Below are 23,670 nucleotides of genomic sequence, written 5' to 3'. Positions count from 1 at the left end.
CAGCAGATCGTTCTTGGCTTGCGCATATTGGCCGCGAGTATAGCCGCTACGACGTCATCAAGACCATCGAGTCGGCCTTGGAGCCGCATCGACTGCGCGACTTCACGATTCCTGGCTTGGCCTACGGTCCGCACGACGGCTTTCCCTCACAGCGCCTCCCAGAGCTGGCGTATACAACCTGGGAATGGATGAAGCTGGACAACGCGAAGGCGAATCTCGCCAAGGAGACGCTCGACGCGTTGTGTGAGTTCGTTGGCTGTTGCGCAGACACAGGACCGAAGTACAGTCCCGATGATCGCCCCTACATCGAACGCTTCTTCGGGACTATTGCGAGCAGGCTGTCTTCCAGATTGCCTGGCTACACGGGTTCGCATCCCCGTGATTTGCGGCGCGCGCTGGCCGATCCGAAGGGAAAGCTACGCTTGTATGTGTCGTTTGACGAGTTAGAGGAGTTGGTCGAATACGCTATTGCGAGCTACAACGGCACGCCGCATGCCGGCCTGAACAATGTCACGCCGCTTGAAGCGATGGAGTATTTCATTCGCGGCAAGGAACAGTTGGTGACATGGCTGCCCGAGCATCGTCGCCGTACCCTTTGTCTAATGCAATCGGCCAAGCGTTGCACCGTACGAGCATATCTCCAGCAGGGCGTTCGACCGCACATCAACTTGTATGGTGTGCGCTACACAAGCAACGTCCTTGCGTGCAGCACGGATTTGATCGGCAAGAGCTTGCTTATTTACCTGAATGCCGATGATCTTCGCTGTGTCCGCGCGTTCCAACCAGACGGCGCTGAGTTTGGGGTCTTGGAGGCGCAAGGGGCTTGGGGCGTGATACGGCATAACCTGAAACTACGCCAGCAAATCAATCAGGAGAAGAAAGACAAGAAGCGGTCGCGTGGGCCCGTTGATGCGGATCCCATCGGAGACTACGTCGACGGAAAGATGGCGCAGGCAAAGAAGTCACGGAAGGCGGCATCCGAACTGGCGGAAGCAAAGCGGATTCTGTCATCCGCGCCGACGGCGCGAACTGCGATGGGGCGGGGAGCATCCGCCGCGCAGACCGCAACGAACGCCGCGTCAGAGCAGAAAGTAGACAAGGCTTCCGAGCAGAAAAAAACACCGACTCGACCGAAGAAGCTGTCTATCGGTACCGGCCAAGTCTTTTAACCCTGTCCTCCGCGAGGGAGTCATCATGTCGCTTCAGATACCGCGTCCGATCGATCCATCGCTGCACCCCTTGGTCACCGGCAACTATCGTATCGCCACGCCGGCCATCGAAGAGCTCTACGAACTGGTCACTCGATGTCTGCGCTACAGAATTATGGGCGCCCTGATCTACGGCCCGTCGCGCATCGGTAAGACACGGGCGATCGAGTACGTGCGATTGCTGTTGGCACGCGAACACCCACGGATGACCAGCTACCACGCACGATGCGAACACAAGCCGAGGCATGCCGAGGGACCATTCTTCGCCAACCTGCTTGAAGCGGTTGGCGACCCGGATCCTAACGCTGGCGCCAACCCGGCCAAACGTATGCGCCTCGCACTGAGGATTCGTGAGGCCGCCGCTCGGGCAGGAAGTGGGACGGTTCTGCTTTTCTGTGATGAGGCGCAGCGCTACAACGACAATGAATACGAATGGCTGCGTGATGTTCACGATGCGCTGGATCGACAGCAGATCAAGTTGTTCACCTTCCTCGTCGGGCAACAGGAATTGCTCGCTCAGAAAACGGCCATGCAGTTGGCTGGGAAAACTCAGATTGTCGCGCGGCTGATGGTCGAGGAATTGGCCTTCTACGGCATACGAAATGCGAAGGACGTGGCAACGTGTTTGAGCGGCTATGACGAGACGGCTTATCCCGAGCGTAGCGAATGGAGCTTTACCCGATTTTACGTTCCGCAAGCCTTTGATGCTGGCTATCGACTGGTCAGCGATGCCGACGCGCTGTGGGACGCGTTCGAGACGGCGCACCACAAGGCCAGCTTGCCTGGGGCTCTCGAGATCCCAATGGAGTCGTTTGTCCGTGCCGTAGAGATCCTGCTAAAGGATAGCGAGCTCAGGGATTGCCCGGGCTACTGTCCCGAGCCAGCGCTATGGGCGCACGCGGTACGGCATTCCGGTTACGTCCAGTCACGCCATGCAATCGGTCGTGTGCTCGTCTCCGCTGCCTTGTGAGGGCATTCTAAGGTGGCCCGCTTCCCTATCCTCACGCTCGACGAGGCGAAGCTCACTCCGGCGCTGGGCTACGTGTTCGACAAGAAGTGGATCGATCCACGGGAATCGCTCGTCTCGATCCTCTGGAAACTCAAAGTGGCGAATGCCTTGTCAGGCGTCGCTGTGATGCGGTTGGTAAGGTTGGACATCGATCCCTACGAGAGCCTTCCGCCGCAGAGAGGATTCATCGATGTCGTTCGGCTGAACGAAGCGCTGGGCTTGCCAACCAAATCGCTGCACATGGCACTCATCGAGCAAACCAATCAGCGACGCTATAGCGAAGTGTTTCGCTACTGCCATTTCTGTATGGTGCGTGGGTACCACTCCCTCTTGCACCAACTAGAGACAGCGAGTCGATGTCCTGCGCATCGTTGCCCTGTGGAGTCGGCATGTAGGCAGTGCGGACATCAAGCGCCGTATTGCCTGAATGTGCAGCTTCTCGAGGCACCACACCGTTGCGCGCATTGTCATGCATTCTATGGCAACGGGGCCTGGCGACCCGACCGACCACGGCCCATGAGGCCGGACCAACGCAAAGCGTTCGCGCGCTCGTACTTTGAGCAAGGCCTGGGATGCAGGAGCCATGGGTAGAGGGACCTTTACCTCTTTCGGCTCTCCGATGTCGGCTCGCCAGATGGAGCCGGCGTAGCATTCCGGGTCCGTGCAGGCATTTGCACGCCTTCGATTGACACTTCGCGACCCTCAGCCGGTGACAATATTAGTTCGCTGGGCGTAAGTCCTTGATTCTTTTGATGGTACGCCCGGTTGCCGCGCCGTTGCCGCGCGAATTGACGACATTCCTTCGGAAACGGTGACACTCTTCCTTTGTTCTACGGATGCAGGGTCAGTTCGCGCCGTTCCTCGCCCAAGTATGCCGAGACCCTCAGATTGCGTCCAGCCACGGCCGACGTGATCAGAGGGACACCGCCAAGTTCCTCCAGCCGCGACGGCATGGCGTGCCCGCAGGCGTACTCGACCGACGCACAGGTGACGCAGCGCACCTGCGCTAGCTCGATTGCCACCATCTGTTGCGGGGGGTCGGACATCACCCGAATCGCCACGTCCACTTCCTCGCGCAAGAGGTCGTCGACACGGTTGTCGAACAGCAGATCGAGAGCGATGTCGGGATATAGGCGCTTGAACTCGATCAGCCAGCCGGACATCACTATGTGCCCAAAGCCGGTTGGCAGGCTGAGCCGGACCGAGCCGTACAGGCCTTTGCCGAACATGGCCACCGACTCCTTGGCCGCCAACACTTCATTGCGAATGACACACCCATGGTGGTAGAGGCGTTGGCCGACCTCCGTGAGCTCGACCCGCCGTGTCGTGCGCCGCATCAGCTGCATGCCGACCGATTTTTCAAGCTGGGTCAGGTGATAGCTGATATTGGCCCGGCTCATCTTCATGTTCCGCGCGGCCAGGCTGAGATTCCCCGCTTCCACGATGTCGACGAAGAGTGTGAGTGCGCTGCCGTTGATCTGTCAAAAAATATTGAACAGAGTGTTCACTCTCTTTCTAATTGTCAAATTCATTCGATCATTAAACAATCCCTCCCATTCAAAGGAGATTCCCATGGCGCTTGATCAGGAAACTTTCCAACTGCTCAAGGACAGCGTCCAACGCTTCGTCCGGGAGCGGCTGGTGCCCGCCGAAAACCATTTGGAGGAGCACGACGAAGTGCCGGCCGACATCGTGGCCGACATGAAGGAGCTCGGCCTGTTCGGTATCTCGATTCCCGAGGAGTACGGCGGTATCGGGCTGTCGATGGCCCAGGAGTGCGAGGTGGCCTACGAACTCGGCCAGACGGCGCTCGCGTTCCGCTCGGTGGCGGGCACGAACATCGGCATCGGCTCGCAGGGCATCCTGATGGATGGCACGTCCGAACAGAAGGCCGAATACCTGCCGCGCATCGCCAGTGGCGAGTTGATCATCTCGTTCGCGTTGACCGAACCCGACGCCGGATCGGACGCGGCGTCGCTGAAGACGAAGGCCGTGGCCGACGGCAGCGATTACCTCATCAGCGGCACCAAGCGCTTCATCACCAATGCGCCGCGCGCCGGCGCCTTCACGCTGATGGCGCGCACCGGCGGCGCGGGGGCGGGCGGCATCTCGGCCTTCATCGTCCCGGCCGGTCTGCCGGGCCTGACGCTCGGCAAGCCCGACAAGAAGATGGGGCAGAAAGGCACGCGGACCTGCGATGTCAACCTCGACAGCGTGCGCGTTCCCGCCGCCAACATCATCGGTGGCGAGGCGGGCAAGGGTTTCAAGACGGCGATGAAGGTGCTCGACCGCGGCCGCCTGCATATCTCGGCCCTGGCGTGCGGCATGGCGCAGCGCATTCTGCAAGAGAGCGTGGCCTATGCGCAGCAGCGCAAGCAGTTCGGCCAGCGCATTGGCGACTTCCAACTGGTGCAGGCCATGCTGGCCGACAGCCAGGCCGAGCTGCTGGCAGGCTGGGCGCTGGTGCAGGGGACTGCGCGCCGCTATGACGCCAAGCCATCCGGCGTCAGCGATCCGGAGGTGAGTATGCAAGCCTCCTGCACCAAGCTGTTCACGACCGAGATGGTGGGTCGCGTGGCCGATCGCGGCGTGCAGATCCACGGCGGCTCGGGCTACATCAACGAGTTCCCAGTCGAGCGCTTCTACCGCGACGTGCGCCTGCTGCGCCTGTATGAGGGCACCACGCAGATCCAGCAGCTCGTCGTCGGCAAGCATCTGATGAAGGCCGCGTGAGGTTGACCATGCTTGACATCCGCAACGGCATCGCCGTCATCACGCTGGTCCACCCGCCCGTCAACAGCCTGGGCCACGCGCTGCGCGAACGCATCGTGCAGCAACTCGATGCCGCGTTGGCTGATTCCGCAGTGCGCGGCATCGTGCTGACCGGCAATGAGAAGACATTCTCCGCCGGTGCGGACGCCACCGAGTTCGGCACGCCGCGCCAGCTGCAGGACCCCATTTTGCGCACGGTCATCACCCGCATCGAGGCGAGCAGCAAGCCCGTCGTGGCGGCCATCACCGGTGTCGCCCTGGGCGGTGGCCTTGAACTCGCTCTGGGCTGCCATGGGCGCGTCGCGCAGGAAAAGGCCCGGATCGGTCTGCCGGAGATCACCCTGGGCCTGATTCCCGGCTCGGGTGCAACCCAGCGGCTGCCCCGGCTGGTGGGCATTGCTGCCGCCCATGCGCTGATGTCCGGCGGGCAGCCCCAGAGCGCCCGCCAACTCGCCAAGTCGGGCCTGTTCGACGACGTCGTGGCTGGGGACACGGTTGGCGCAGCCGCCGCTCTCGCGACGATGCTCGCTGAAAAGGGGCTTCCTTACCCACGGGCGCTGGATGGCGAGGTCGACGCCACCGAAGTCCAGGCAACGGTGGCCGCGCAACGCGCAAAGCTCACGGCCCGCCAAAAGCTGCAGCCAGCATACGGCGCGCTGCTCGACGCGCTGGCCGCATCCGCGCTGCCGTTCGACGAAGGCATGCAGAAGGAGCGCGAGCTGTTTCTGGCCCTCGTGCCCACGACGGTGGCCCAAGCGCTGCGCTACCAGTTCAAGGTTGAACGGGAAGCTACGAAGCTGCCGCCGGCGCTCCAGGCACCCGCGCGCGAGGTGCGCTCCATCGCTGTGATCGGGGCCGGAACGATGGGCTCAGGCATTGCCATCTCGGCGCTCGATGCCGGCTTGTCCGTACTGCTGCTGGAGCAGGATGAGGCCGCGCTCGAAAGCGGGAGGCAGCACATTGGCGATCACTACCGTGAGCGCGTGGCGGCGGGCAAGCTCTCCGCCGAGGCCGCGTCGTCCAATGAGGCACGCCTGCAGACCAGCCTCGAATGGGAACGCCTGCAGCAGGCCGATCTGGTGATCGAGGCTGTCTTCGAAGACATGGCCGTCAAGCAGGAGGTATTCCGCAAGTTCGATACCCATGCGCGGGCGGGCGCGGTGCTGGCGACGAACACGTCCTACCTCGATATCGATCCGATTGCCGCGGCGACTTCACGCCCGCAGGACGTGCTGGGGCTGCATTTCTTCAGTCCGGCCAACGTGATGAAGTTGCTGGAGGTGGTTCGCGGCGCAAAGACCGCCCCCGATGTGCTGGCCACCGGCATGGCGCTTGGCGCGACCCTCAAGAAGATGCCGGTGCTGACCGGCAACGCATTCGGGTTCATCGGCAACCGCATCTACAATGCCTATCGCCGCCAGTGCGAGTTCATGCTCGAAGACGGCGCGTGGCCTGAGGACGTGGACAATGCGCTCACTGGGCTGGGTTTTGCGATGGGGCCATTCGCGGTCGCCGATCTTTCCGGCCTTGACATCGCTTGGCGCATGCGCAAGGCGCAGGCGGCGACGCGCGATCCGCGCGAGCGCTACGTGGCCATTCTCGACCGGCTATGCGAGGCCGGGCGCCTGGGGCGCAAGACTGGCGCGGGCTACTACGCCTACGTGGACGGCAAGCAGGTGAAAACCACCGATGCGGCTGTGCGCGACGTGATCCTGCAGGCGAGCGCGCAGCGCGGCATCAACCGGCGCACGCTTGCACCCGAAGGGATCCAGCGCCGCGCCTTGCTCGCCATGGTCAACGAGGCCGCCTTGCTGTTTGCCGAAGGCGTGGCAAGCCGCCCCAGCGACATCGACGTGGTGCTGGTGCAGGGCTATGGCTTTCCGCGCTGGGAGGGCGGCCCGGTGTTCTGGGCTCGCCAGCAGGAGCGAGCCCGGCTTGAAGCCGACCTCAAGCACTTGGCAGAAGAGGCCGGTCACGGCTTCTCGTTGGGCGATCTCGATCCGCTGCTTTCAACCTGATTCAAAAATCATCATGAACACTTCCCAAGCCTTCATCTGCGACGCCGTGCGCACCCCCTTCGGCCGCTACGGCGGCGCTCTTGCTGGCGTGCGCACCGACGACCTCGGTGCTGTGCCCATCAAGGCGTTGATGGAACGCAACCCGAATGTGGACTGGACCGCCGTGGCCGACGTGCTCTACGGCTGCGCCAACCAGGCCGGCGAGGACAACCGCAACGTGGCACGCATGTCGTCGCTGCTGGCCGGCCTGCCCATCGACGTGCCCGGCGCCACCATCAACCGCCTGTGCGGCTCGGGCCTGGATGCCGTGGGCTCGGCCGCGCGCGCCATCAAGGCCGGCGAGGCCCGATTGATGATCGCCGGCGGCGTGGAAAGCATGAGCCGCGCGCCCTTCGTCATGCCCAAGGCCGAGAGCGCCTTCAGTCGCAGCAACGCGGTGTACGACACCACCATCGGCTGGCGCTTCGTCAACAAGCTGATGAAGGCGAAGTTTGGCGTGGACTCCATGCCTGAGACCGCCGAGAACGTGGCCGATGACTTCAAGATCGAGCGCGAGGCGCAGGACCGAATGGCCCTGGCCAGCCAGCAGAACGCTGCCGCTGCCATTGCCGCTGGCTACCTGGCCCAGGAGATCGTGCCCGTGTCCATTGCCCAGAAGAAGGGCGACCCCATCGCCGTGAGCCAGGACGAGCACCCCCGCGCCACCACGCTGGAGGCGCTGGCCATACTCAAGGGCGTGGTGCGCCCCGATGGCACGGTCACGGCCGGCAACGCCAGCGGCGTGAACGACGGCGCCTGCGCGCTTCTGCTGGCGAATGAGGAAGCCGCCAAGCAATACGGCCTGGTGCCCCGCGCCCGCGTGGTCGGCATGGCCACGGCCGGCGTGGCGCCGCGCATCATGGGCTTCGGCCCCGCGCCGGCCGTGCGCAAGGTGCTGCAGCTCACCGGCCTGACGCTCGACCAGATGGACGTGATCGAGCTCAACGAAGCCTTTGCCGCCCAGGGCCTGGCCGTGCTGCGCGACCTCGACATCGCCGACGACGACAAGCGCGTCAACCAGTGGGGCGGCGCCATTGCGCTGGGCCATCCGCTGGGCGCCTCGGGCGCACGCCTGGCCACCACCGCCGTGAACCAACTGCACACGCTGGGGGGCCACTATGCGCTGTGCACCATGTGCATTGGCGTGGGCCAGGGCATTGCCGTGATTCTCGAAAAAATCTGACGCCCCAAGCTGACCGATCGCCGCACCGTCCTGTGCTGCGTGTCGCTTTTCCGAGTTCCGAACAGCAGCACAAGAACAATCGCTGGAGACTACCCACCAATGAGCCCTGAAGACATTCTGAGCACCTACGGCCCGCGTGAAGCGATGGAATACGACGTGGTCATCGTCGGCGCGGGCCCGGCAGGCCTATCGGCCGCGATCCGCCTGAAGCAGCTGGCCGCCGACAAGGGCGGCGAAATCAACGTGTGCGTGCTGGAAAAAGGCTCCGAACCGGGCGCGCACATTCTCAGTGGCGCCGTGATGGACCCCAAGGCCATCACCGAGCTTTTTCCGGCCTGGAAGGAACAGGGTGCGCCGCTGAACCAGCCTGTCACCGGCGACGACGTGCTATTCCTCTCCGAGACCGGCCACAAGCGCACGCCTGACGCCCTGGTGCCGCGCAACTTCCACAATGATGGCAACTATGTCGTCAATCTGGGGGCCGTCACGCAATGGCTGGGCCAGCAGGCCGAGGGCCTGGGCGTGGAGATCTTCCCCGGCTTCGCGGCCGCCGAGGTACTCTACAACGAAGACGGCTCCGTCAAGGGGGTGGCCACCGGCAATATGGGCATCGGCAAGGACGGCGAGCCGACCGAGAACTTCCAACTCGGCATGGAGCTGCATGCCAAGTACACGGTTTTCGCCGAGGGCGCGCGAGGCCATCTGGGCAAGCAGATCATTGCCCGCTTCAAGCTCGACGAGGGCAAGGACCCGCAAAGCTACGCCATTGGCATCAAGGAGCTGTGGGAGATCCCAGCCGACAAAGCCAAGCCCGGGTTGGTGGTGCACACCGCCGGCTGGCCGATGGGCAACGACACCTATGGCGGCGGCTTCCTCTACCACCTCGAAGGCAACAAGGTCACGCTGGGCTTCGTGACCGGGCTGGACTACAAGAACCCCTGGCTCTCGCCGTTTGAGGAGATGCAGCGCTGGAAGAGGCACTCGGCGATCAAGGCGCACATCGAGGGCGGCAAGCGCGTGGGCTACGGCGCGCGCGCCATCACTGCCGGCGGGTTGCTGAGCCTGCCCAAGACCGTGTTCCCGGGCGGCGCGCTGGTCGGCTGTGACGCGGGCTTTCTGAACGCAGCGCGCATCAAGGGCAGCCACGCGGCCATCAAGACCGGTATGCTGTGCGCCGAGGCGGCCTTCGAGGCTGTGACGGTGGGCCGCGCCGGTGACGAACTGGCAGCCTACCCGGCGGCCTTCGAGCAGAGTTGGCTGCGCACCGAGTTGCACCAGTCGCGCAACTTCAAGCAGTGGTTCAAGAAGGGCAGCACCATCGGCGCGCTGATGACCGGCATCGAGCAGTGGTTCCTGCCCAAGGTCGGCGTGAGTACCCCGCCCTGGACCATCCACCGCACGCAGGCCGACCACCTGTACCTCAAGCCGGCGGCCGATTGCCCCAAGATTAGCTATCCCAAGCCCGACGGGGTGCTGACCTTCGACCGGCTCTCCAGCGTGTTTATCAGCAACACCAACCACGCCGAGGACCAGCCCGCGCACCTGACGCTCAAGGATGCCGGCGTGCCGGTCAGCGTCAACCTGGCCAAGTTCGGCGGCCCCGAAAGCCGCTACTGTCCGGCCGGCGTGTACGAGTTCGTCAACAAGGACGGAGCCGACCAGTTGGTGATCAACGCGCAGAACTGCGTGCACTGCAAGACCTGCGACATCAAGGATCCGACCCAGAACATCGTCTGGGTCTCACCCGAGGGCGGTGGCGGGCCGAACTACGCGGGGATGTAGCTCCCGCCCGAGTACTGGCCGAGGGAGTCTCGGCTCGGATGCAAGGACTACTGCCGCCTGTCGCGCAGGCCAGGCGGCCCATCGTACGCTACCCCAACTGCTTGACGAGCTCTGGAACGGCCTCGAAGAGATCCGCTTCCAGGCTGTAGTCGGCCACCGAGAAGGTCGGCGCCTCGGGGTCCTTGTTGATCGCCACGATCACCTTGGAGTCCTTCATGCCCGCCAAGTGCTGGATCGTACCCGAGATGCCGGCAGCGATGTAGAGCTGCGGCGCAACGATCTTGCCCGTCTGGCCCACCTGCAGGTCGTTCGGGGCGTAGCCCGCGTCCACGGCCGCGCGGCTCGCGCCGATGGCCGCGCCCAGCTTGTCGGCCAGCGGGGTCATGACTTCCGTGAACTTTTCGGCGCTGCCGAGGGCCCGGCCACCCGAGACGATGATCTTGGCGGCGGTGAGTTCGGGGCGGTCGCTCTTGGTCACTTCGCGGCCCACGAAGCTGCTCTTGCCGCTGTCGGCGGCCGCTGCGACGGTTTCGACGGCGGCGCTGCCGCCCGTGGGGACCGCGGCGTCAAAGCCCGTGGTGCGCACCGTGATGACTTTCACGGCGTCGCTGCTCCGCACGGTGGCGATGGCGTTGCCTGCGTAGATGGGGCGCTCGAAGGTGTCGGCGCTGTCGACCTTGGTGATGTCGCTGATCTGCGCCACGTCTGCTTGGCGGCGACGCGGGGGGCCACGTTCTTGCCGCAGGCGGTGGCGGGGAACAGGACATGGCTGTAGCCGCTGGCGATGGCGAGCACCTGGGCGGCCAGGTTTTCGGCCAGGCCGTCCTTGAGGCTGGCGCCGTCGGCGTGGATCACCTTGGCAACGCCGGCGATCTGGGCTGCCGCCGCGGCGGCATGAGCAGCGCTGAATGGCTGGGCGAGCACCTGGCGGGGCTTAGGGCGTGGCCTTCAAATGCGTCAAAAATTATGTCAATATCCTCGCGTAATGCCGCTAAGATGAGCGAGGGGCTGTCGATGCTCGCAGGGCATAGGCGAGACGCGCCTCGATGAATCGCGGCACGGTGGCCATCCGTCGTCCGCGTGCGGCGATCTGTTACCTGATGGCTGAGGCCTGAACTTTCATGCTCCGAGTGGGGGCCGCCGCTTTTGGGAAGTGTCGGCAGTTCCAGATCGAGCATCTGACTCGGATTCCAGGTGTTCAGGATCTAGAAACTGAGGTTTCCACGCAGACGGATAAAGCTGACGTTGGCCCTACCTGTCAGAGTCTTTGAAACTGTCTGAATACATACATGCCCATATCCGATAACGACAACTACGATCAATCGGTCTCCGCGGTTCACAACCGATTGTTTTTTCGCCTGTTCCAGGCTGGCAATACCTTGGATCGCCAGTCCGTCAAGGAGCTTGGCATCACGACAGTTCAGTGGGCTACGCTGGGGGCTCTGTCGCGCCCGCAGGTGAAGGACGGAATGTCGTTTTCCGATCTCGCGGACTATCTGGTCGTGAGCCGTCAAAGTCTGGATGGGGTTCTCAAGCGTCTCGAGCGTGAGGGGCACGTGGAGCGCGTCGTCGATCCCGCCGACAGGCGTGCCAAAAAAGTGGTGTTGCTGCCCTCGGGGCGAGCGTTCTGGAGCGATATCCAGCCAAGAATCTACGAGTTCTATCGCCAGGCGGTTGCAAGCTTTCGCTTCGACGACAAGATCGCCCTGCTGCACCACATCAACCTGCTCAATGATGGCATGTCGAAGGTTGACCTTGGGGCTGGCGCCAAACCTGGAGAGATGGAAGGCTAGAGCCAGGGCGAGGTTCGAAGGCAAGCCTTCGTGAGTTGCGTTGAACGTCGCGGGCTGGTAGGAAATCATGGCTGCCGGCCCCCCTCGCCTGAAGGGGCTCCGTGCCAATGCAACGGTAGTTCAAGCGTTTGCTTGACCACCGTGCAGGGAATTTCGGTCTGGACGCGCCGAACTCCGTTGGCAGGGGTCAGGTGTTGGGCCAGGAATCGTCGATAGTCTTCGAGATCGCTGGCGACGACCCGCAACAGCGCATCGCAGTCGCCGAACATCAGATAGCACTCCAGCACCTGGGGCAGTTCCGACATCGCAGCGGCGAACTGCTGGGTGGTGTCCCCGTCTTGCGCTCGCAGCGAGATCCGTGCGAAGAAGGTGTGAGGCAAGCCCACTTCGGATGGAGCCAGCACGGCAGTGTAGCGGCGGATCACTCCTGTGTCCTCCAGCATGCGCAGCCGGCGCAGGCAGGGAGAAGGAGACAGCCCCACTTCCAAGGCCAAATCGTTGTTCGAGATCCGCCCATCACGCTGCAAGGCAGCGAGGATGCGCCGATCTATGGTGTCAAGGACCGGCATGGACGCAGGAATCCTTCTTCGCGTGGTACGGGCGTGGACGTGAACCTGAGGATCGTCAAGCCGATGTCACGGCGCTTCGCCAAAGCCCTCCACGATCACCAGCGAACCTTTCGAGGCGCCTTGGCGAATCGGTACCAGCGCCTGGTATTCGGGTGACTCGTACCAGGCGCGGGCTTGCGCCACGGATGGGAACTCCAGCACGACGAGGCGGTCGGCCGGAAGTGTGCCTTCGCGCAGTTCCTTGGCGCCATTGCGGATGAGGTACTTGCCGCCATGGGCCGCGATCGTTGCGGGAGCGCCTGCTGCATAGGGGGCATAGCTTGACGGGTCTTCCACGTCAATGAATGCGAGCACATAGGCTTTCATCCGGGTCTCCGAAGTGTGTTTTGGAGTGCATCACTCTAGGAGGCGCGGGCCCGGTTGTCCTTCAGATGGGGACATACCGGACTTTTCTGAAATCAATATCTGGCGCGATGCAGCGCGGGGTGCCCGAGAACACCGAGGGGCGTCGCAGTCGTCGCGTTCAGTTATAAGGGGCGCTCATATCTGATAGAAGCACCCCCGACTCGCACTGGCCCATGCGCCTTCCTACCATTTGCCGCAATGCAATTGAACTAGGGGCACATGCCATGGAGACAAGAACAGCACTCGTATGCGGTGGGACAGGAGGGCTTGGCGGCGGCGTCGCGCAGGCTTTGCGGGATCAAGGTGTGCGCGTGGTCGCCACCAGCTCGCGAGCGAATCCCGCCGCCGGTGTGGTCGATGGCGTAGCCCATCTCGACTTCACGGACAGACGCTCGATTGCGGGATGTGTTCAGGCACTGGAGCGAGCTGGGATCCGCCCGGACATTCTGGTGCTGAATGGGCCAGGCCCGGCCAAGGGGCGTACTGCCGAGGTACCTGAGAGCGCGTGGTTTGAGGCATTTGAAACGCTCTGGGCCGCACCCTTGACGTTGGTTCGCACGCTGCTGCCATCGATGGAGGAGCGCGGCTGGGGGCGCGTCGTCTGGGTGACGTCGGTCGCATGCATGCACTACGTCCCTGAGATGGCGATCTCCACCTCTTTGCGGGCCGGGTTACACGGCCTCGTCCAAACGCTGAGCGCCGAGTACGCGGGAAGCGGCGTGACGGTGAACGCGATTGCACCGGGTTACCACGAGACCGACCGGATGCGTCAACTCGGCGTGCCGCAATCGATCCTGGGCCAGATACCGGTGGGGCGGTTGGGGACGACAGCGGAGTTTGGTGCCGGCGCGGCCTTTCTCGCATCGGAGTCTGCCGGGTACGTGACAGGCCAGGTTCTCCTGTGCGACGGGGGATGGGGCCATGGGCACGGCGGGCCTCGCCCGGCGACCGGAGCAGGGCATTGACGCCGTTTAGGACAGAGGAAATCACATGAACAGTCCACTTCCCGAGGCGATCCGCAAGTCTCTCGAAAAAGTCACGCTCGACGACAAATACAGCCTGGATCGCGGCCGGGCATTCATGAGCGGCGTACAGGCGCTGGTTCGCCTGCCGATGTTGCAGCGCCAGCGCGACCTTGCCGCTGGCTTGAATACCAGCGGCTTCATCAGCGGCTACCGCGGCAGCCCGCTGGGCGGCTACGACCAGGCACTCTGGGCCGCGAAGAAGCACCTGCAGGCGAACCACGTGGTCTTCCAGCCGGGGCTGAACGAGGAACTGGCCGCCACCGCGCTGTGGGGGTCGCAGCAACTGGATCTGTATCCCCAGACCAAGAAGTACGACGGGGTCTTCGGTCTCTGGTATGGCAAGGGGCCGGGGGTGGATCGCTGCTCGGACGTCTTCAAGCATGCCAACATGGCCGGAACCGCGAAGCACGGCGGCGTGATCGCCATCGCGGGCGACGACCACGCATCCAAGAGCAGCACGGCGGCGCACCAGAGCGACCACATCTTCAAGGCCTGCGGGATGCCGGTCTTCTTTCCCTCGAGCGTGCAGGAGATCCTTGATCTCGGCCTGCACGCCTTTGCCATGAGCCGCTTCTCCGGCGTGTGGATGGGCATGAAGACGATTCAGGAAGTGGTCGAGTCCACGACCTCGGTCAGCGTCGATCCGGATCGGGTGCAGATCGCTCTGCCGGAGGATTTCGCCATGCCCCCCGGCGGCGTTCACATCCGCTGGCCGGATCCGCCGCTGGAGCAGGAAGCCCGGCTGATGGACTACAAATGGTATGCCGCGCTCGCGTACATGCGCGCCAACCGCCTCAATCGCAATGTGATCGAGGGCCCTCAGGATCGCTTCGGCATCATCGCCAGCGGCAAGGCGTACAACGATACCCGGCAGGCCCTGGTCGATCTGGGCCTGGACGACGATACCTGCCGCCGCCTGGGCATTCGCCTGCACAAGGTCAACGTCGTCTGGCCGCTGGAGGCGACCGCCACCCGCGAGTTCGCGATGGGCTTGCAGGAGGTGCTGGTGGTGGAGGAAAAGCGCCAGGTCATCGAGTACCAGATCAAGGAGGCGCTCTACAACTGGCGTCCCGACGTGCGGCCGAATGTGCTCGGCAAGTTCGACGAGCAGGAAGGTGACCACACCGGCGGCGAGTGGTCCATGCCCAACCCCAGCGAGAACTGGCTGCTGCGTGCCAAGGCCGACCTCACGCCGGCCATCATCGCGAAGGCGATCGCCAAGCGCTTGCGCAAGATCGGCATGGCGCCGGAAGGCAGCGACATCGCCGCGCGCATGGATGCGCGACTGGCCGTGATCGATCAGCGCGAGCGAGCCATGGCGGAGATGAAGATCGACACCGGGGATCGCATGCCGTGGTTCTGCAGCGGCTGCCCGCACAACACCAGCACCCGCGTGCCGGAAGGCTCGCGCGCGCTGGCGGGCATCGGCTGCCATTACATGTCGCAGTGGATGGACCGCAGCACCAGCACCTTCAGCCAGATGGGCGGCGAGGGCGTGGCTTGGGTGGGGCAGGCCCCGTTCACGACCGACAAGCACGTGTTCGCCAACGTGGGTGACGGCACCTACTTCCACAGCGGCCTGCTGGCCATTCGCCAATCGATCGCGGCCGGGGTGAACATCACCTACAAGGTGCTCTACAACGATGCGGTGGCCATGACCGGCGGCCAGCAGGTGGGCGAGCGCCCCGAAGGCCACAGCGTGCTGCAGATCCAGAAGAGCCTGGTCGCGGAAGGCGTGAAGAAGCTGGTCATCGTCACCGATGAGCCGCAGAAATACGACGGCGTGACGCTGGAGGCGGGGGTCACCGTGCATCACCGCGATGACCTCGACAAGATCCAGCGCGAGCTGCGCGAGATCGCGGGCTGCACGGCGATCATCTACGACCAGACCTGTGCCACCGAAAAGCGCCGCCGCCGCAAGCGCGGCAAGCTCGCCACGCCGGCCAAGACCGTGGTCATCAACGAGTTGGTCTGCGAGGGTTGCGGCGACTGCTCGGTGCAGTCCAACTGCCTGTCGGTCGAGCCCCTGGAAACCGAGTTCGGCCGCAAGCGCCGCATCAACCAGAACTCCTGCAACAAGGACTACAGCTGCGTCAAGGGCTTCTGCCCGAGCTTCGTCACCATCGAGGGTGGCGAGCTCAAGAAGCCCAAGAAAGAGAAGAAGGGGGACCTCGCCGCGCTGCCCCGCATTCCCGAGCCCGTGCTGCCGGTCGCCGAGGAGGCCTGGGGCATTCTCGTCGCAGGCGTTGGCGGAACCGGCGTGATCACCATCGGGCAAGTGCTGGGCATGGCCGCGCACCTTGAGGGCAAGGGCATTGTCACGCAGGACGCGGCGGGCCTGGCGCAGAAGGGCGGATCGACCTGGAGCCATGTCCAGATTGCCAACCGGCCGGAAGCCATCCACACAACCAAGATCGATACGGCCAACGCGGACCTCCTGATCGCGTGCGACGCCATCGTCGGTGCGAACAAGTACGCAACGGGGCTGATCCGCGAAGGGCGCACGTTCGTTGCGCTGAACACGCATGGCACACCGACCGCTGCCTTCACGCAGAACCCCGACTGGCAGTTCCCCGGCGGCAACTGCGAAGCGGTGCTGGCCGCCGCGGCGGGTGCGCAGATGGTGTCCAGCTTCGACGCGGAGCAGGCTGCGGTGCAGTTGCTGGGCGATTCGATCTACACCAATCCGCTGATGCTGGGCTATGCGTGGCAGATGGGCAAGGTGCCGCTCTCGCACGCTGCCTTGATGCGTGCCATGGAACTCAATGGGGTGCAGATCGAGAACAACAAGGCGGCCTTCGAGTGGGGACGCCGGTGCGCCCATGACCTCAAGGCGGTGCAGGCCTTGTACCAGGCCGCGGCCGTGATCGAGATCGTGCGCAAGCCGTCGCTCGACCAGGTCATCCGCAAGCGCGTCGAGTTCCTGACGGCGTATCAGAACGCAGCCTATGCGGCCGACTACCAGTCCTTCGTTGAGAAGGTTCGCTCGTCTGAAACACGCCTAAAGAGCACTCGCCTGACCGAGGCGGTGGCGCGCTACCTGTTCAAGCTGATGGCCTACAAGGACGAGTACGAAGTGGCGCGGCTGCACACCGATGCGGCATTCACGCAGAAGCTGGCCGACATGTTTGAAGGCGACTTCAAGGTAGTGCACCACCTCGCGCCCCCGACGTTTGCCAAACGCAACGACAAGGGTGAACTGGTCAAGCAACCCTTCGGCCCCTGGATGCGCCGCGCTTTCGGAATCCTCGCCAAGATGAAGAGCCTGCGCGGCACGGCGCTCGATCCCTTTGGCCGGACCGAGGAACGCAGGACGGAGCGCGCCCTGATCCAGGACTATCGCGCCAGCGTCGAGGAGCTGCTTCCCATGCTGTCGCCGGAGAAGCTCTCCCTCGCCGTGGAAATCGCCCGCATTCCCGAAGAGATCCGGGGGTATGGCCACGTGAAGGAGCGCCATCTTGCGGCGGCACGCGAGAAGTGGGCGGCCCTTCGCCACCAGTGGCGCAACGGGACCGTGGCGAAGGAGGTCGCCTGATTCACCAGCCTTCGGCATGACGCGGTGCCCGAAACACCGGGCATTGCGTCATCGCCGGTTTCTCCGGTCAGGCCACGCAGGCCAGACCGACCTGCGTAGTTCTTTCCTCGAAATTCAGATCGATTCCGGACAACACCGGCATAGCAACCATGAAAACAACTCGCTCATTCCTTGCGATTCCGGCTGCGGCCGTGCTTGCATGCTTTGGCCCGTCCGCGCACGCGGAAACGGTGAAGATCGCTTTGGCTGGCCCCGTGAGCGGCCCCGTCGCGCAGTACGGAGACATGGCAAAGGCCGGTGTGTTGACGGCGGTCGAGCAGATCAATGCTGCAGGCGGCACCGGCGGGCGCAAGCTTGAGGTCGTCATGATGGACGATGCCTGCGAACCCAAGCAGGCCGTGGCGGTCGCCAACAAGATCGTCAGCCAGGGGATCCGGTTCGTGATCGGCCACCTCTGTTCGGGATCGACGATTCCCGCCTCGGAGATCTACGAGAACGAGGGCGTGGTGATGGTGACGCCTTCCGCGACCGCGCCGCAGCTGACCGAGGGCAAGAAGCGCAAGTTCATCTTCCGCACCATCGGTCGCGACGACCAGCAGGGCCCTGCGGCGGCCCGGTACGTCATTGCCCAGAAAGGCATCAAGGCGGTGGCCGTCCTGCACGACAAGCAATCCTACGGCCAGGGCATTGCCGCCACTGTGAAAAAGAACCTCGATGCGGCCAAGGTTCCCGTCGCATTGTTTGAAGGCATCAACGCGGGCGATACCGACTACTCGGCCATCATCACCAAGCTCAAGTCGCAGAAGATCGACTTTGTCTATTACGGCGGCTACCACCCGGAAATGGGACTGCTGCTGCGTCAGGCGCGCGAGCAAGGCATCAAGGCCGTCTTCATGGGGCCGGAAGGCGTTGGCAACAAGGACGTGACCGCGATTGCCGGTGCGGCTTCCGAGGGGATGCTGGTCACGCTGCCTGCGGATTTTTCGACCGACCCCGCCAATGCGGCCGTGGTGAAAGCCTTTGCAGACAAGAAGCGTGACATCAATGGTCCGTTCCAGCTGCCGTCCTATGCCGGCGTCAAGGTGCTTGCGGATGCCATTGCCGGCGCCAAGAGCACCGACCCCGCCAAAGTGGCTGCGTTCATGCACCAGAACAGTTTCCAGACGCCCATTGGCAAGGTCGAGTACGACGCCCAGGGTGACTTGAAGTCTTTCCGGTTCACCGTCTTCACCTGGCACAAGGACGCCACCAAGACGCCCGCCAACTGATTTTCCGCTGGGTCCGTCACGCTCCGGGAGGGCGGGGCGGGCCTCGGTGCTTTGCCCATCCCTACCTATTTCAACAATGGAGACTGCCATGAAATCCACGATTCGTCCTCATCGGCTTGCTGCGGCTGCCGTCCTCGCCGTCCTGGGGCTGTCCGCGCAAGCCCAGACCGTCAAGATCGCCATTGCTGGCGCCATGACGGGTTCGGTGGCCCAGTACGGCGACATGATGAAGGCAGGCGCCCTGACCGCCATCGAGCAGGTCAATGCCGCAGGTGGGGTGAATGGGAAGAAATTGGAGCCCGTCATCATGGACGACGCCTGTGAGCCCAAGCAGGCCGTGGCAGTCGCCAACAAGATCGTCAGCCAGGGCATCAAGTACGTCATCGGCCATGTGTGCTCCGGATCGACCATTCCCGCTTCGGAGATCTACGAGAACGAAGGCGTGCTCATGGTGACGCCGACGGCCACGGCGCCGCAGCTGACCGAGAGCAAGAAGCGCAAGCTCATCTTCCGAACGATCGGCCGGGACGATCAGCAGGGGCCCGTGGCCGCAGGCTACATCATCAATACGGTCAAGCCGAAAAAGGTGGCGGTGCTGCACGACAAGCAGTCCTACGGCCAAGGCATTGCCGCCACGGTCAAGAAGGAGCTGGATGCCGCCAAGGTGCCGGTGGTGTTCTACGAGGGCATCAATGCCGGCGAGCCCGACTATTCCGCCGTCATCACGAAGCTGAAGTCCCAGGGCATCGACTTCGTCTACTTCGGCGGCTACCACCCGGAGATCGGGCTCCTCATGCGCCAGTCGCGGGAGCAGGGCGTGAAAGCGGTCTTCATGGGGCCGGAGGCTGTGAGCAGCAAGGAGGTGACGGCCATCGCGGGCGCGGCTTCCGAGGGCATGCTGCTCACGCTGCCTGTTGATTTCTCTGCAGACCCCGCGAACGCCGGGCTCGTGAAGGCCTTTGCCGAGAAAAAGCGTGACGCGGGCGGCGCGTTCCAGATGCCGGCCTACGCTGCGGTCAAGATCATCGCCGATGCGATGTCCGGCTCCAAGAGCACGGACCCGGAAAAGGTCGCTGCCTTCATGCACCAGAACACTTTCCAGACCCCGATCGGCACGGTCCAGTACGACGCCCAGGGAGACCTCAAGTCGTTCAAGTTCGTGGTCTACACCTGGCACAAGGATGCCACCAAGACCGCTGCCAACTGATGCAGCACGTGGCTAGGCCGGCGTCCGGTTCAAGGATCGGATGCTGCCGGCCTGCTTTGAACGCTCTTGTTGCGAGGCATCCTGGATGAGCGACTTCCTTCCCCAATTCACCCAGCAACTGGTCAATGGCCTGACGCTGGGCTCTATCTATGCGCTGATCGCCATCGGCTACACCATGGTGTACGGGATCATCGGCATGATCAACTTCGCCCACGGCGAGATCTACATGATCGGTGCGTATCTCGGTCTGGTCACGCTCACCGCCATCGGGACGCAGGCGGGCTATCCGCTGCCGCTGGTGCTCGGCGCAGCGCTGCTGGTGTCGGTGGTGGTCACCGGCACGTACGGCTTTGTCGTCGAGCGCGTGGCTTACCGCCCCTTGCGGGGCGGGCCGAGGCTGGTGCCGCTGATCTCGGCGATTGGCATGTCCATCTTCCTGCAGAACTACATGCAGATCGCGCAAGGCGCGCGGGACGTTTCCGTGCCTGTGCTGGTGTCTGGCGCACTGGAGCTGGACATGGGCGGGGACTTCACCGTCACCGTGCCCTACGCACGCTTGCTCATCGTGGGCGTGACCGTGGCGCTGATGATCCTGCTGACGCTGTTCATCGCGCGTTCGCGCACGGGGCGCGCCTGCCGTGCCTGCGCCGAGGATATGCGCATGGCCAATCTGCTGGGCATCGACACCAACAAGGTGATCTCTTTCACCTTCGTGCTCGGGGCCATTCTCGCCGCCGTGGGCGGGGTGCTGATCGGGCTGACCATCGGCAAGCTCAACCCCTTCATCGGTTTCATCGCTGGCATCAAGGCCTTCACGGCCGCGGTGCTGGGCGGTATCGGCAGCATTCCCGGTGCCATGCTGGGCGGCATTGTGCTGGGGTTGGCGGAAACGTTCGCGACCGGCTACATGCCTGCGGAATACAAGGACGTGGTGGCATTCAGCCTGCTCGTTCTCGTATTGCTGTTCCGGCCGACCGGCCTGCTGGGCAAGCCGGATGTGGAGAAAGTGTGAGGACGACATGACACAAGCCATTGCAATGAAAGCGTCGCCGTTCCCCGCCGTCCTCAAGGACGCGGCGATCGCGGCCCTGTTGACCGCGGTGTTGACCATCCCGGCGCTTGGGCTCCAACTCAAGCTCGACGGGTACAAGATGGTCCTGGAGCCGCACTGGCGTCCCGTGTGGATTGCCGTGATCGTGGTGTTCCTGTTCCAGTTGTGCAAGCCGATGCTGGCAGGCGCGCGCGGCGTCGTGCGGCTGCCAGCCATTCCGATGCCGGGGCCGCATCAGCAGCGCGTGGCGATCTGGTTCTTGCTGCTGGCGGGGTTCGCGTGGTCGTTCTTCGGCTCGCGCGGGGCGCTCGACATCGCCACGCTGGCGCTGATCTACGTGATCTTGGGCCTGGGCCTGAACATCGTGGTGGGCTTCGCCGGGCTGCTCGATCTGGGCTACGTGGGCTTCTACGCCGTCGGCGGATACACCTATGCGTTGCTCAACCAGTATTTCGGATTGAGTTTCTGGGAGTGCCTCCCGATCGCGGCGGCGATGTCGGCCACATTCGGCTTCCTGCTCGGATTTCCGGTGCTGCGCCTGCGCGGCGACTATCTGGCCATCGTCACCTTGGGCTTTGGCGAGATCATCCGGCTGTTGCTGAATAATCTCACCAGCGTGACAGGCGGTCCCGATGGCATCTCGGGCATCCCCAAGCCGACGGCCTTCGGGTTCGAGATTGCGCGCGCCGCTAAGACGGCAGGCGCGCAGACCTTCCATGAACTGCTGGGCCTGACCTACAGAGGGGACCACATGGTGCTCTTCCTGTACTTGCTGGCGCTGTTGCTGGTGGGCTTCACGCTCTTCGTCACCAGCCGGTTGATCCGCATGCCGATGGGCCGGGCCTGGGAGGCGCTGCGCGAGGATGAGATCGCCTGCCGCTCGCTGGGCCTGAGCCCGACCCGCGTGAAGCTGTCGGCCTTCACGCTGGGCGCTTCCTTCGCGGGCATCGGCGGCGCCTTCTTCGCGGCACGCCAAGGGCTGGTCAATCCCGAGTCCTTCACCTTCATCGAGTCGGCGTTGATCCTCGCGGTCGTTGTGCTCGGCGGCATGGGCTCGCAGCTCGGCGTGGCGCTGGCGGCCATTCTGCTGACGGTGCTGCCGGAACTCACGCGCGAGTTTGCGGAGTACCGCATGCTGATCTTTGGCCTGGTGATGATCCTGATGATGATCTGGCGCCCCCAAGGGCTGCTGCCCACCAGCCGCCCCCATCTGGAGTTGCCGCGATGACTGCCATTGCATCTTCCGAATTGCTCACAGTCTCCGGCTTGCAGATGCGCTTTGGTGGCCTGATGGCGGTCAACGGCATCGACTTCCAGGTCCGCCGCAACGAGGTCTTCGCCATCATCGGGCCGAACGGTGCGGGCAAGACCACGGTGTTCAACTGCGTCGGCGGGTTCTACAAGCCGACCGGCGGGGACGTGATCCTGGATGGCCACCGCATCGCAGGGCTGCCCAGCCACCTCGTGGCACGCAAGGGCCTGGTGCGCACCTTCCAGAACATCCGCCTGTTCAAGCGTCTGACGGTCGTGGAAAACCTGATGGTCGCGCAGCATCTGCAGGTCAAGACGGGGCTGCTGCATGGGTTGCTGGCGACGCCCGCATACCGCCGCGCCGAGCGGGAGGCGCTGGTGCGTGCCGCGCAATGGCTGGATCGGATGGAGTTGACCGAGGTCGCCAATCGCGAGGCCGGGACGCTCTCCTACGGCCACCAGCGCCGCCTGGAAATCGCCCGCTGCATGATCACCAAACCCCGGCTGCTGTTGCTGGACGAGCCCGCGGCGGGCCTGAACCCGCAGGAAAAGCTCGAGCTCCAGCACCTGATCAAGCGGCTGCGCCACGAGTTCGGGATCTCCGTGCTGCTGATCGAACACGACATGGGGCTGGTCATGGGCGTCTCCGACCGCATTCTCGTGATGGAGCACGGGCGGCCAATCGTCACAGCCAGGCCCGAAGAGGTGCGGAACGACCCGCGCGTGATCAAGGCCTACCTGGGGGAGGAGTGATGCTAAAGCTGGAGAAAATCCACACCCACTATGGCGCCATCGAGGCACTTTCCGGGGTATCGATCGAGGTCAAGAAGGGGGAGATCGTCACCCTGATCGGCAGCAATGGCGCGGGCAAGACGACGCTGATGATGACGGTGTGCGGTTCCCCGCGCGCCAGCAGCGGGCGCGTGCTGTTCGAGGGGCGGGACATTACCAACCGCAACACCCACGACATCATGCGCATGGGCATGGCGATCTCGCCGGAGGGCAGGCGGGTGTTTCCCAGTCTGACCGTGGTGGACAACCTGAAGATGGGCGGCTTCTTCGCCGATCGCCATGAAATCGAGGCCGGGATCGAGCATGTGTTCAAGCTCTTTCCGCGGCTGCGCGAGCGTTCGGCTCAGCGCGCCGGAACGATGTCAGGCGGCGAGCAGCAGATGCTGGCGATCGGCCGCGCCCTGATGAGCCGTCCACGTCTGCTGCTGCTGGACGAACCCACGTTGGGTCTGGCGCCGCTGGTCATTGCGCAGATCTTCGACATCATCCGCACGATCCGGGAAGAAGGGGTCACGGTCTTTCTGGTCGAGCAGAACGCCAACAAGGCACTGCAAGTGGCCGATCGGGGCTACGTGCTGGAAACCGGGCGCGTCGTTCTCGCTGACACCGGCAGGAATCTGCTCACCAATGACCGCATTAAGCAAGCCTATCTGGGTGGATAGGGGCGGCACCCTGGGTGGCAATGCTTTGGCACGGGATTCTCTGAAAGGCCGAATGGGCGTCCTCCAATGCCAATGGCCGCGGCCTCGGCTTGCCACTTCGC

At 63.8% G+C, this 23,670-nt stretch carries 16 protein-coding genes and 3 pseudogenes; 15 read left to right on the top strand and 4 right to left on the bottom strand.

Annotation, left to right across the window (positions count from 1 at the left end; genetic code table 11):
• Nucleotides 1–26: 26 nt before the first annotated feature.
• Nucleotides 27–1,040: pseudogene (locus tag AC07UK_RS04150) on the top strand (integrase core domain-containing protein); the annotation flags it as partial.
• A gap of 154 nt (nucleotides 1,041–1,194) precedes the next feature.
• Nucleotides 1,195–2,178: an AAA family ATPase gene (locus AC07UK_RS04145; protein ID WP_058697493.1), complete on the top strand. Its 984-nt coding sequence runs from the start codon at nucleotides 1,195–1,197 to the stop codon at nucleotides 2,176–2,178.
• An 872-nt stretch (nucleotides 2,179–3,050) separates the two neighbouring features.
• Here the strand turns inward: AC07UK_RS04145 and AC07UK_RS04140 are convergent.
• Nucleotides 3,051–3,695, bottom strand: a pseudogene (locus tag AC07UK_RS04140) (LysR family transcriptional regulator); the annotation flags it as partial.
• Between the two features lie 94 nt (nucleotides 3,696–3,789).
• Here AC07UK_RS04140 and AC07UK_RS04135 point away from each other — a divergent pair.
• From AC07UK_RS04135 to AC07UK_RS04120, 4 genes are all read left to right on the top strand, one after another.
• On the top strand, nucleotides 3,790–4,950 hold the full coding sequence (locus tag AC07UK_RS04135; protein WP_058697494.1) for an acyl-CoA dehydrogenase family protein: 1,161 nt from the start codon (nucleotides 3,790–3,792) through the stop codon (nucleotides 4,948–4,950).
• A gap of 8 nt (nucleotides 4,951–4,958) precedes the next feature.
• A complete protein-coding gene (locus AC07UK_RS04130; protein WP_058697667.1) occupies nucleotides 4,959–7,007 on the top strand; it encodes a 3-hydroxyacyl-CoA dehydrogenase NAD-binding domain-containing protein in 2,049 nt (682 codons plus the stop codon).
• Nucleotides 7,008–7,020: 13 nt separating this feature from the next.
• Nucleotides 7,021–8,229 carry a 3-oxoadipyl-CoA thiolase gene (pcaF, locus tag AC07UK_RS04125; protein ID WP_058697495.1) on the top strand — a complete coding sequence of 403 codons (1,209 nt, stop codon included), beginning with the start codon at nucleotides 7,021–7,023 and terminating at the stop codon, nucleotides 8,227–8,229.
• A gap of 99 nt (nucleotides 8,230–8,328) precedes the next feature.
• Complete coding sequence (locus AC07UK_RS04120; RefSeq protein ID WP_058697496.1) at nucleotides 8,329–10,011, top strand: electron transfer flavoprotein-ubiquinone oxidoreductase; 1,683 nt, start codon at nucleotides 8,329–8,331, stop codon at nucleotides 10,009–10,011.
• Nucleotides 10,012–10,099: 88 nt separating this feature from the next.
• Here AC07UK_RS04120 and AC07UK_RS04115 read toward each other — a convergent pair.
• Nucleotides 10,100–10,914: pseudogene (locus AC07UK_RS04115) on the bottom strand (electron transfer flavoprotein subunit alpha/FixB family protein); the annotation flags it as partial.
• 386 nt (nucleotides 10,915–11,300) lie between these two features.
• Here AC07UK_RS04115 and AC07UK_RS04110 point away from each other — a divergent pair.
• On the top strand, nucleotides 11,301–11,804 hold the full coding sequence (locus AC07UK_RS04110; protein ID WP_058697497.1) for a MarR family winged helix-turn-helix transcriptional regulator: 504 nt from the start codon (nucleotides 11,301–11,303) through the stop codon (nucleotides 11,802–11,804).
• A 65-nt stretch (nucleotides 11,805–11,869) separates the two neighbouring features.
• On the opposite strand, the gene AC07UK_RS04105 is transcribed toward AC07UK_RS04110, so the two are convergent.
• Both AC07UK_RS04105 and AC07UK_RS04100 read right to left on the bottom strand, forming a co-directional pair.
• Nucleotides 11,870–12,373 carry an Lrp/AsnC family transcriptional regulator gene (locus tag AC07UK_RS04105; RefSeq protein ID WP_058697498.1) on the bottom strand — a complete coding sequence of 168 codons (504 nt, stop codon included), beginning with the start codon at nucleotides 12,371–12,373 and terminating at the stop codon, nucleotides 11,870–11,872.
• A gap of 66 nt (nucleotides 12,374–12,439) precedes the next feature.
• On the bottom strand, nucleotides 12,440–12,739 hold the full coding sequence (locus AC07UK_RS04100; protein ID WP_058697499.1) for a DUF1330 domain-containing protein: 300 nt from the start codon (nucleotides 12,737–12,739) through the stop codon (nucleotides 12,440–12,442).
• Nucleotides 12,740–12,951: 212 nt separating this feature from the next.
• On the opposite strand from AC07UK_RS04100, the gene AC07UK_RS04095 reads away from it, so the two are divergent.
• The 8 genes from AC07UK_RS04095 (at nucleotide 12,952) to AC07UK_RS04060 (ending at nucleotide 23,569) form a co-directional block, all read left to right on the top strand.
• The gene (locus AC07UK_RS04095) at nucleotides 12,952–13,743 is read left to right on the top strand and encodes an SDR family oxidoreductase (protein WP_081050222.1); all 792 of its coding nucleotides are present in this window, start codon (nucleotides 12,952–12,954) and stop codon (nucleotides 13,741–13,743) included.
• Between the two features lie 25 nt (nucleotides 13,744–13,768).
• Nucleotides 13,769–17,338: an indolepyruvate ferredoxin oxidoreductase family protein gene (locus AC07UK_RS04090; protein ID WP_058697501.1), complete on the top strand. Its 3,570-nt coding sequence runs from the start codon at nucleotides 13,769–13,771 to the stop codon at nucleotides 17,336–17,338.
• Nucleotides 17,339–17,487: 149 nt separating this feature from the next.
• Complete coding sequence (locus AC07UK_RS04085; protein WP_058697502.1) at nucleotides 17,488–18,606, top strand: branched-chain amino acid ABC transporter substrate-binding protein; 1,119 nt, start codon at nucleotides 17,488–17,490, stop codon at nucleotides 18,604–18,606.
• An 88-nt stretch (nucleotides 18,607–18,694) separates the two neighbouring features.
• The gene (locus AC07UK_RS04080) at nucleotides 18,695–19,813 is read left to right on the top strand and encodes a branched-chain amino acid ABC transporter substrate-binding protein (RefSeq protein ID WP_058697503.1); all 1,119 of its coding nucleotides are present in this window, start codon (nucleotides 18,695–18,697) and stop codon (nucleotides 19,811–19,813) included.
• Nucleotides 19,814–19,898: 85 nt separating this feature from the next.
• Entirely contained in the window at nucleotides 19,899–20,825 is a 927-nt protein-coding gene (livH, locus tag AC07UK_RS04075; protein ID WP_058697504.1) for a high-affinity branched-chain amino acid ABC transporter permease LivH, read from the top strand.
• Nucleotides 20,826–20,832: 7 nt separating this feature from the next.
• Complete coding sequence (locus AC07UK_RS04070; protein ID WP_058697505.1) at nucleotides 20,833–22,092, top strand: high-affinity branched-chain amino acid ABC transporter permease LivM; 1,260 nt, start codon at nucleotides 20,833–20,835, stop codon at nucleotides 22,090–22,092.
• Nucleotides 22,089–22,868 (top strand): high-affinity branched-chain amino acid ABC transporter ATP-binding protein LivG, encoded by a 780-nt coding sequence (livG, locus tag AC07UK_RS04065; protein ID WP_058697506.1) that lies wholly within the window; start codon nucleotides 22,089–22,091, stop codon nucleotides 22,866–22,868. The genes AC07UK_RS04070 and livG overlap by 4 nt, the downstream gene beginning before the upstream one ends.
• On the top strand, nucleotides 22,868–23,569 hold the full coding sequence (locus AC07UK_RS04060) for an ABC transporter ATP-binding protein (protein WP_058697507.1): 702 nt from the start codon (nucleotides 22,868–22,870) through the stop codon (nucleotides 23,567–23,569). The genes livG and AC07UK_RS04060 overlap by 1 nt, the downstream gene beginning before the upstream one ends.
• The last annotated feature ends 101 nt before the right edge of the window (nucleotides 23,570–23,670 follow it).

It is taken from the genome of Cupriavidus sp. GW821-FHT07C08, assembly GCF_059419025.1.
This window is presented reverse-complemented; position numbering and strand designations above follow the sequence as displayed.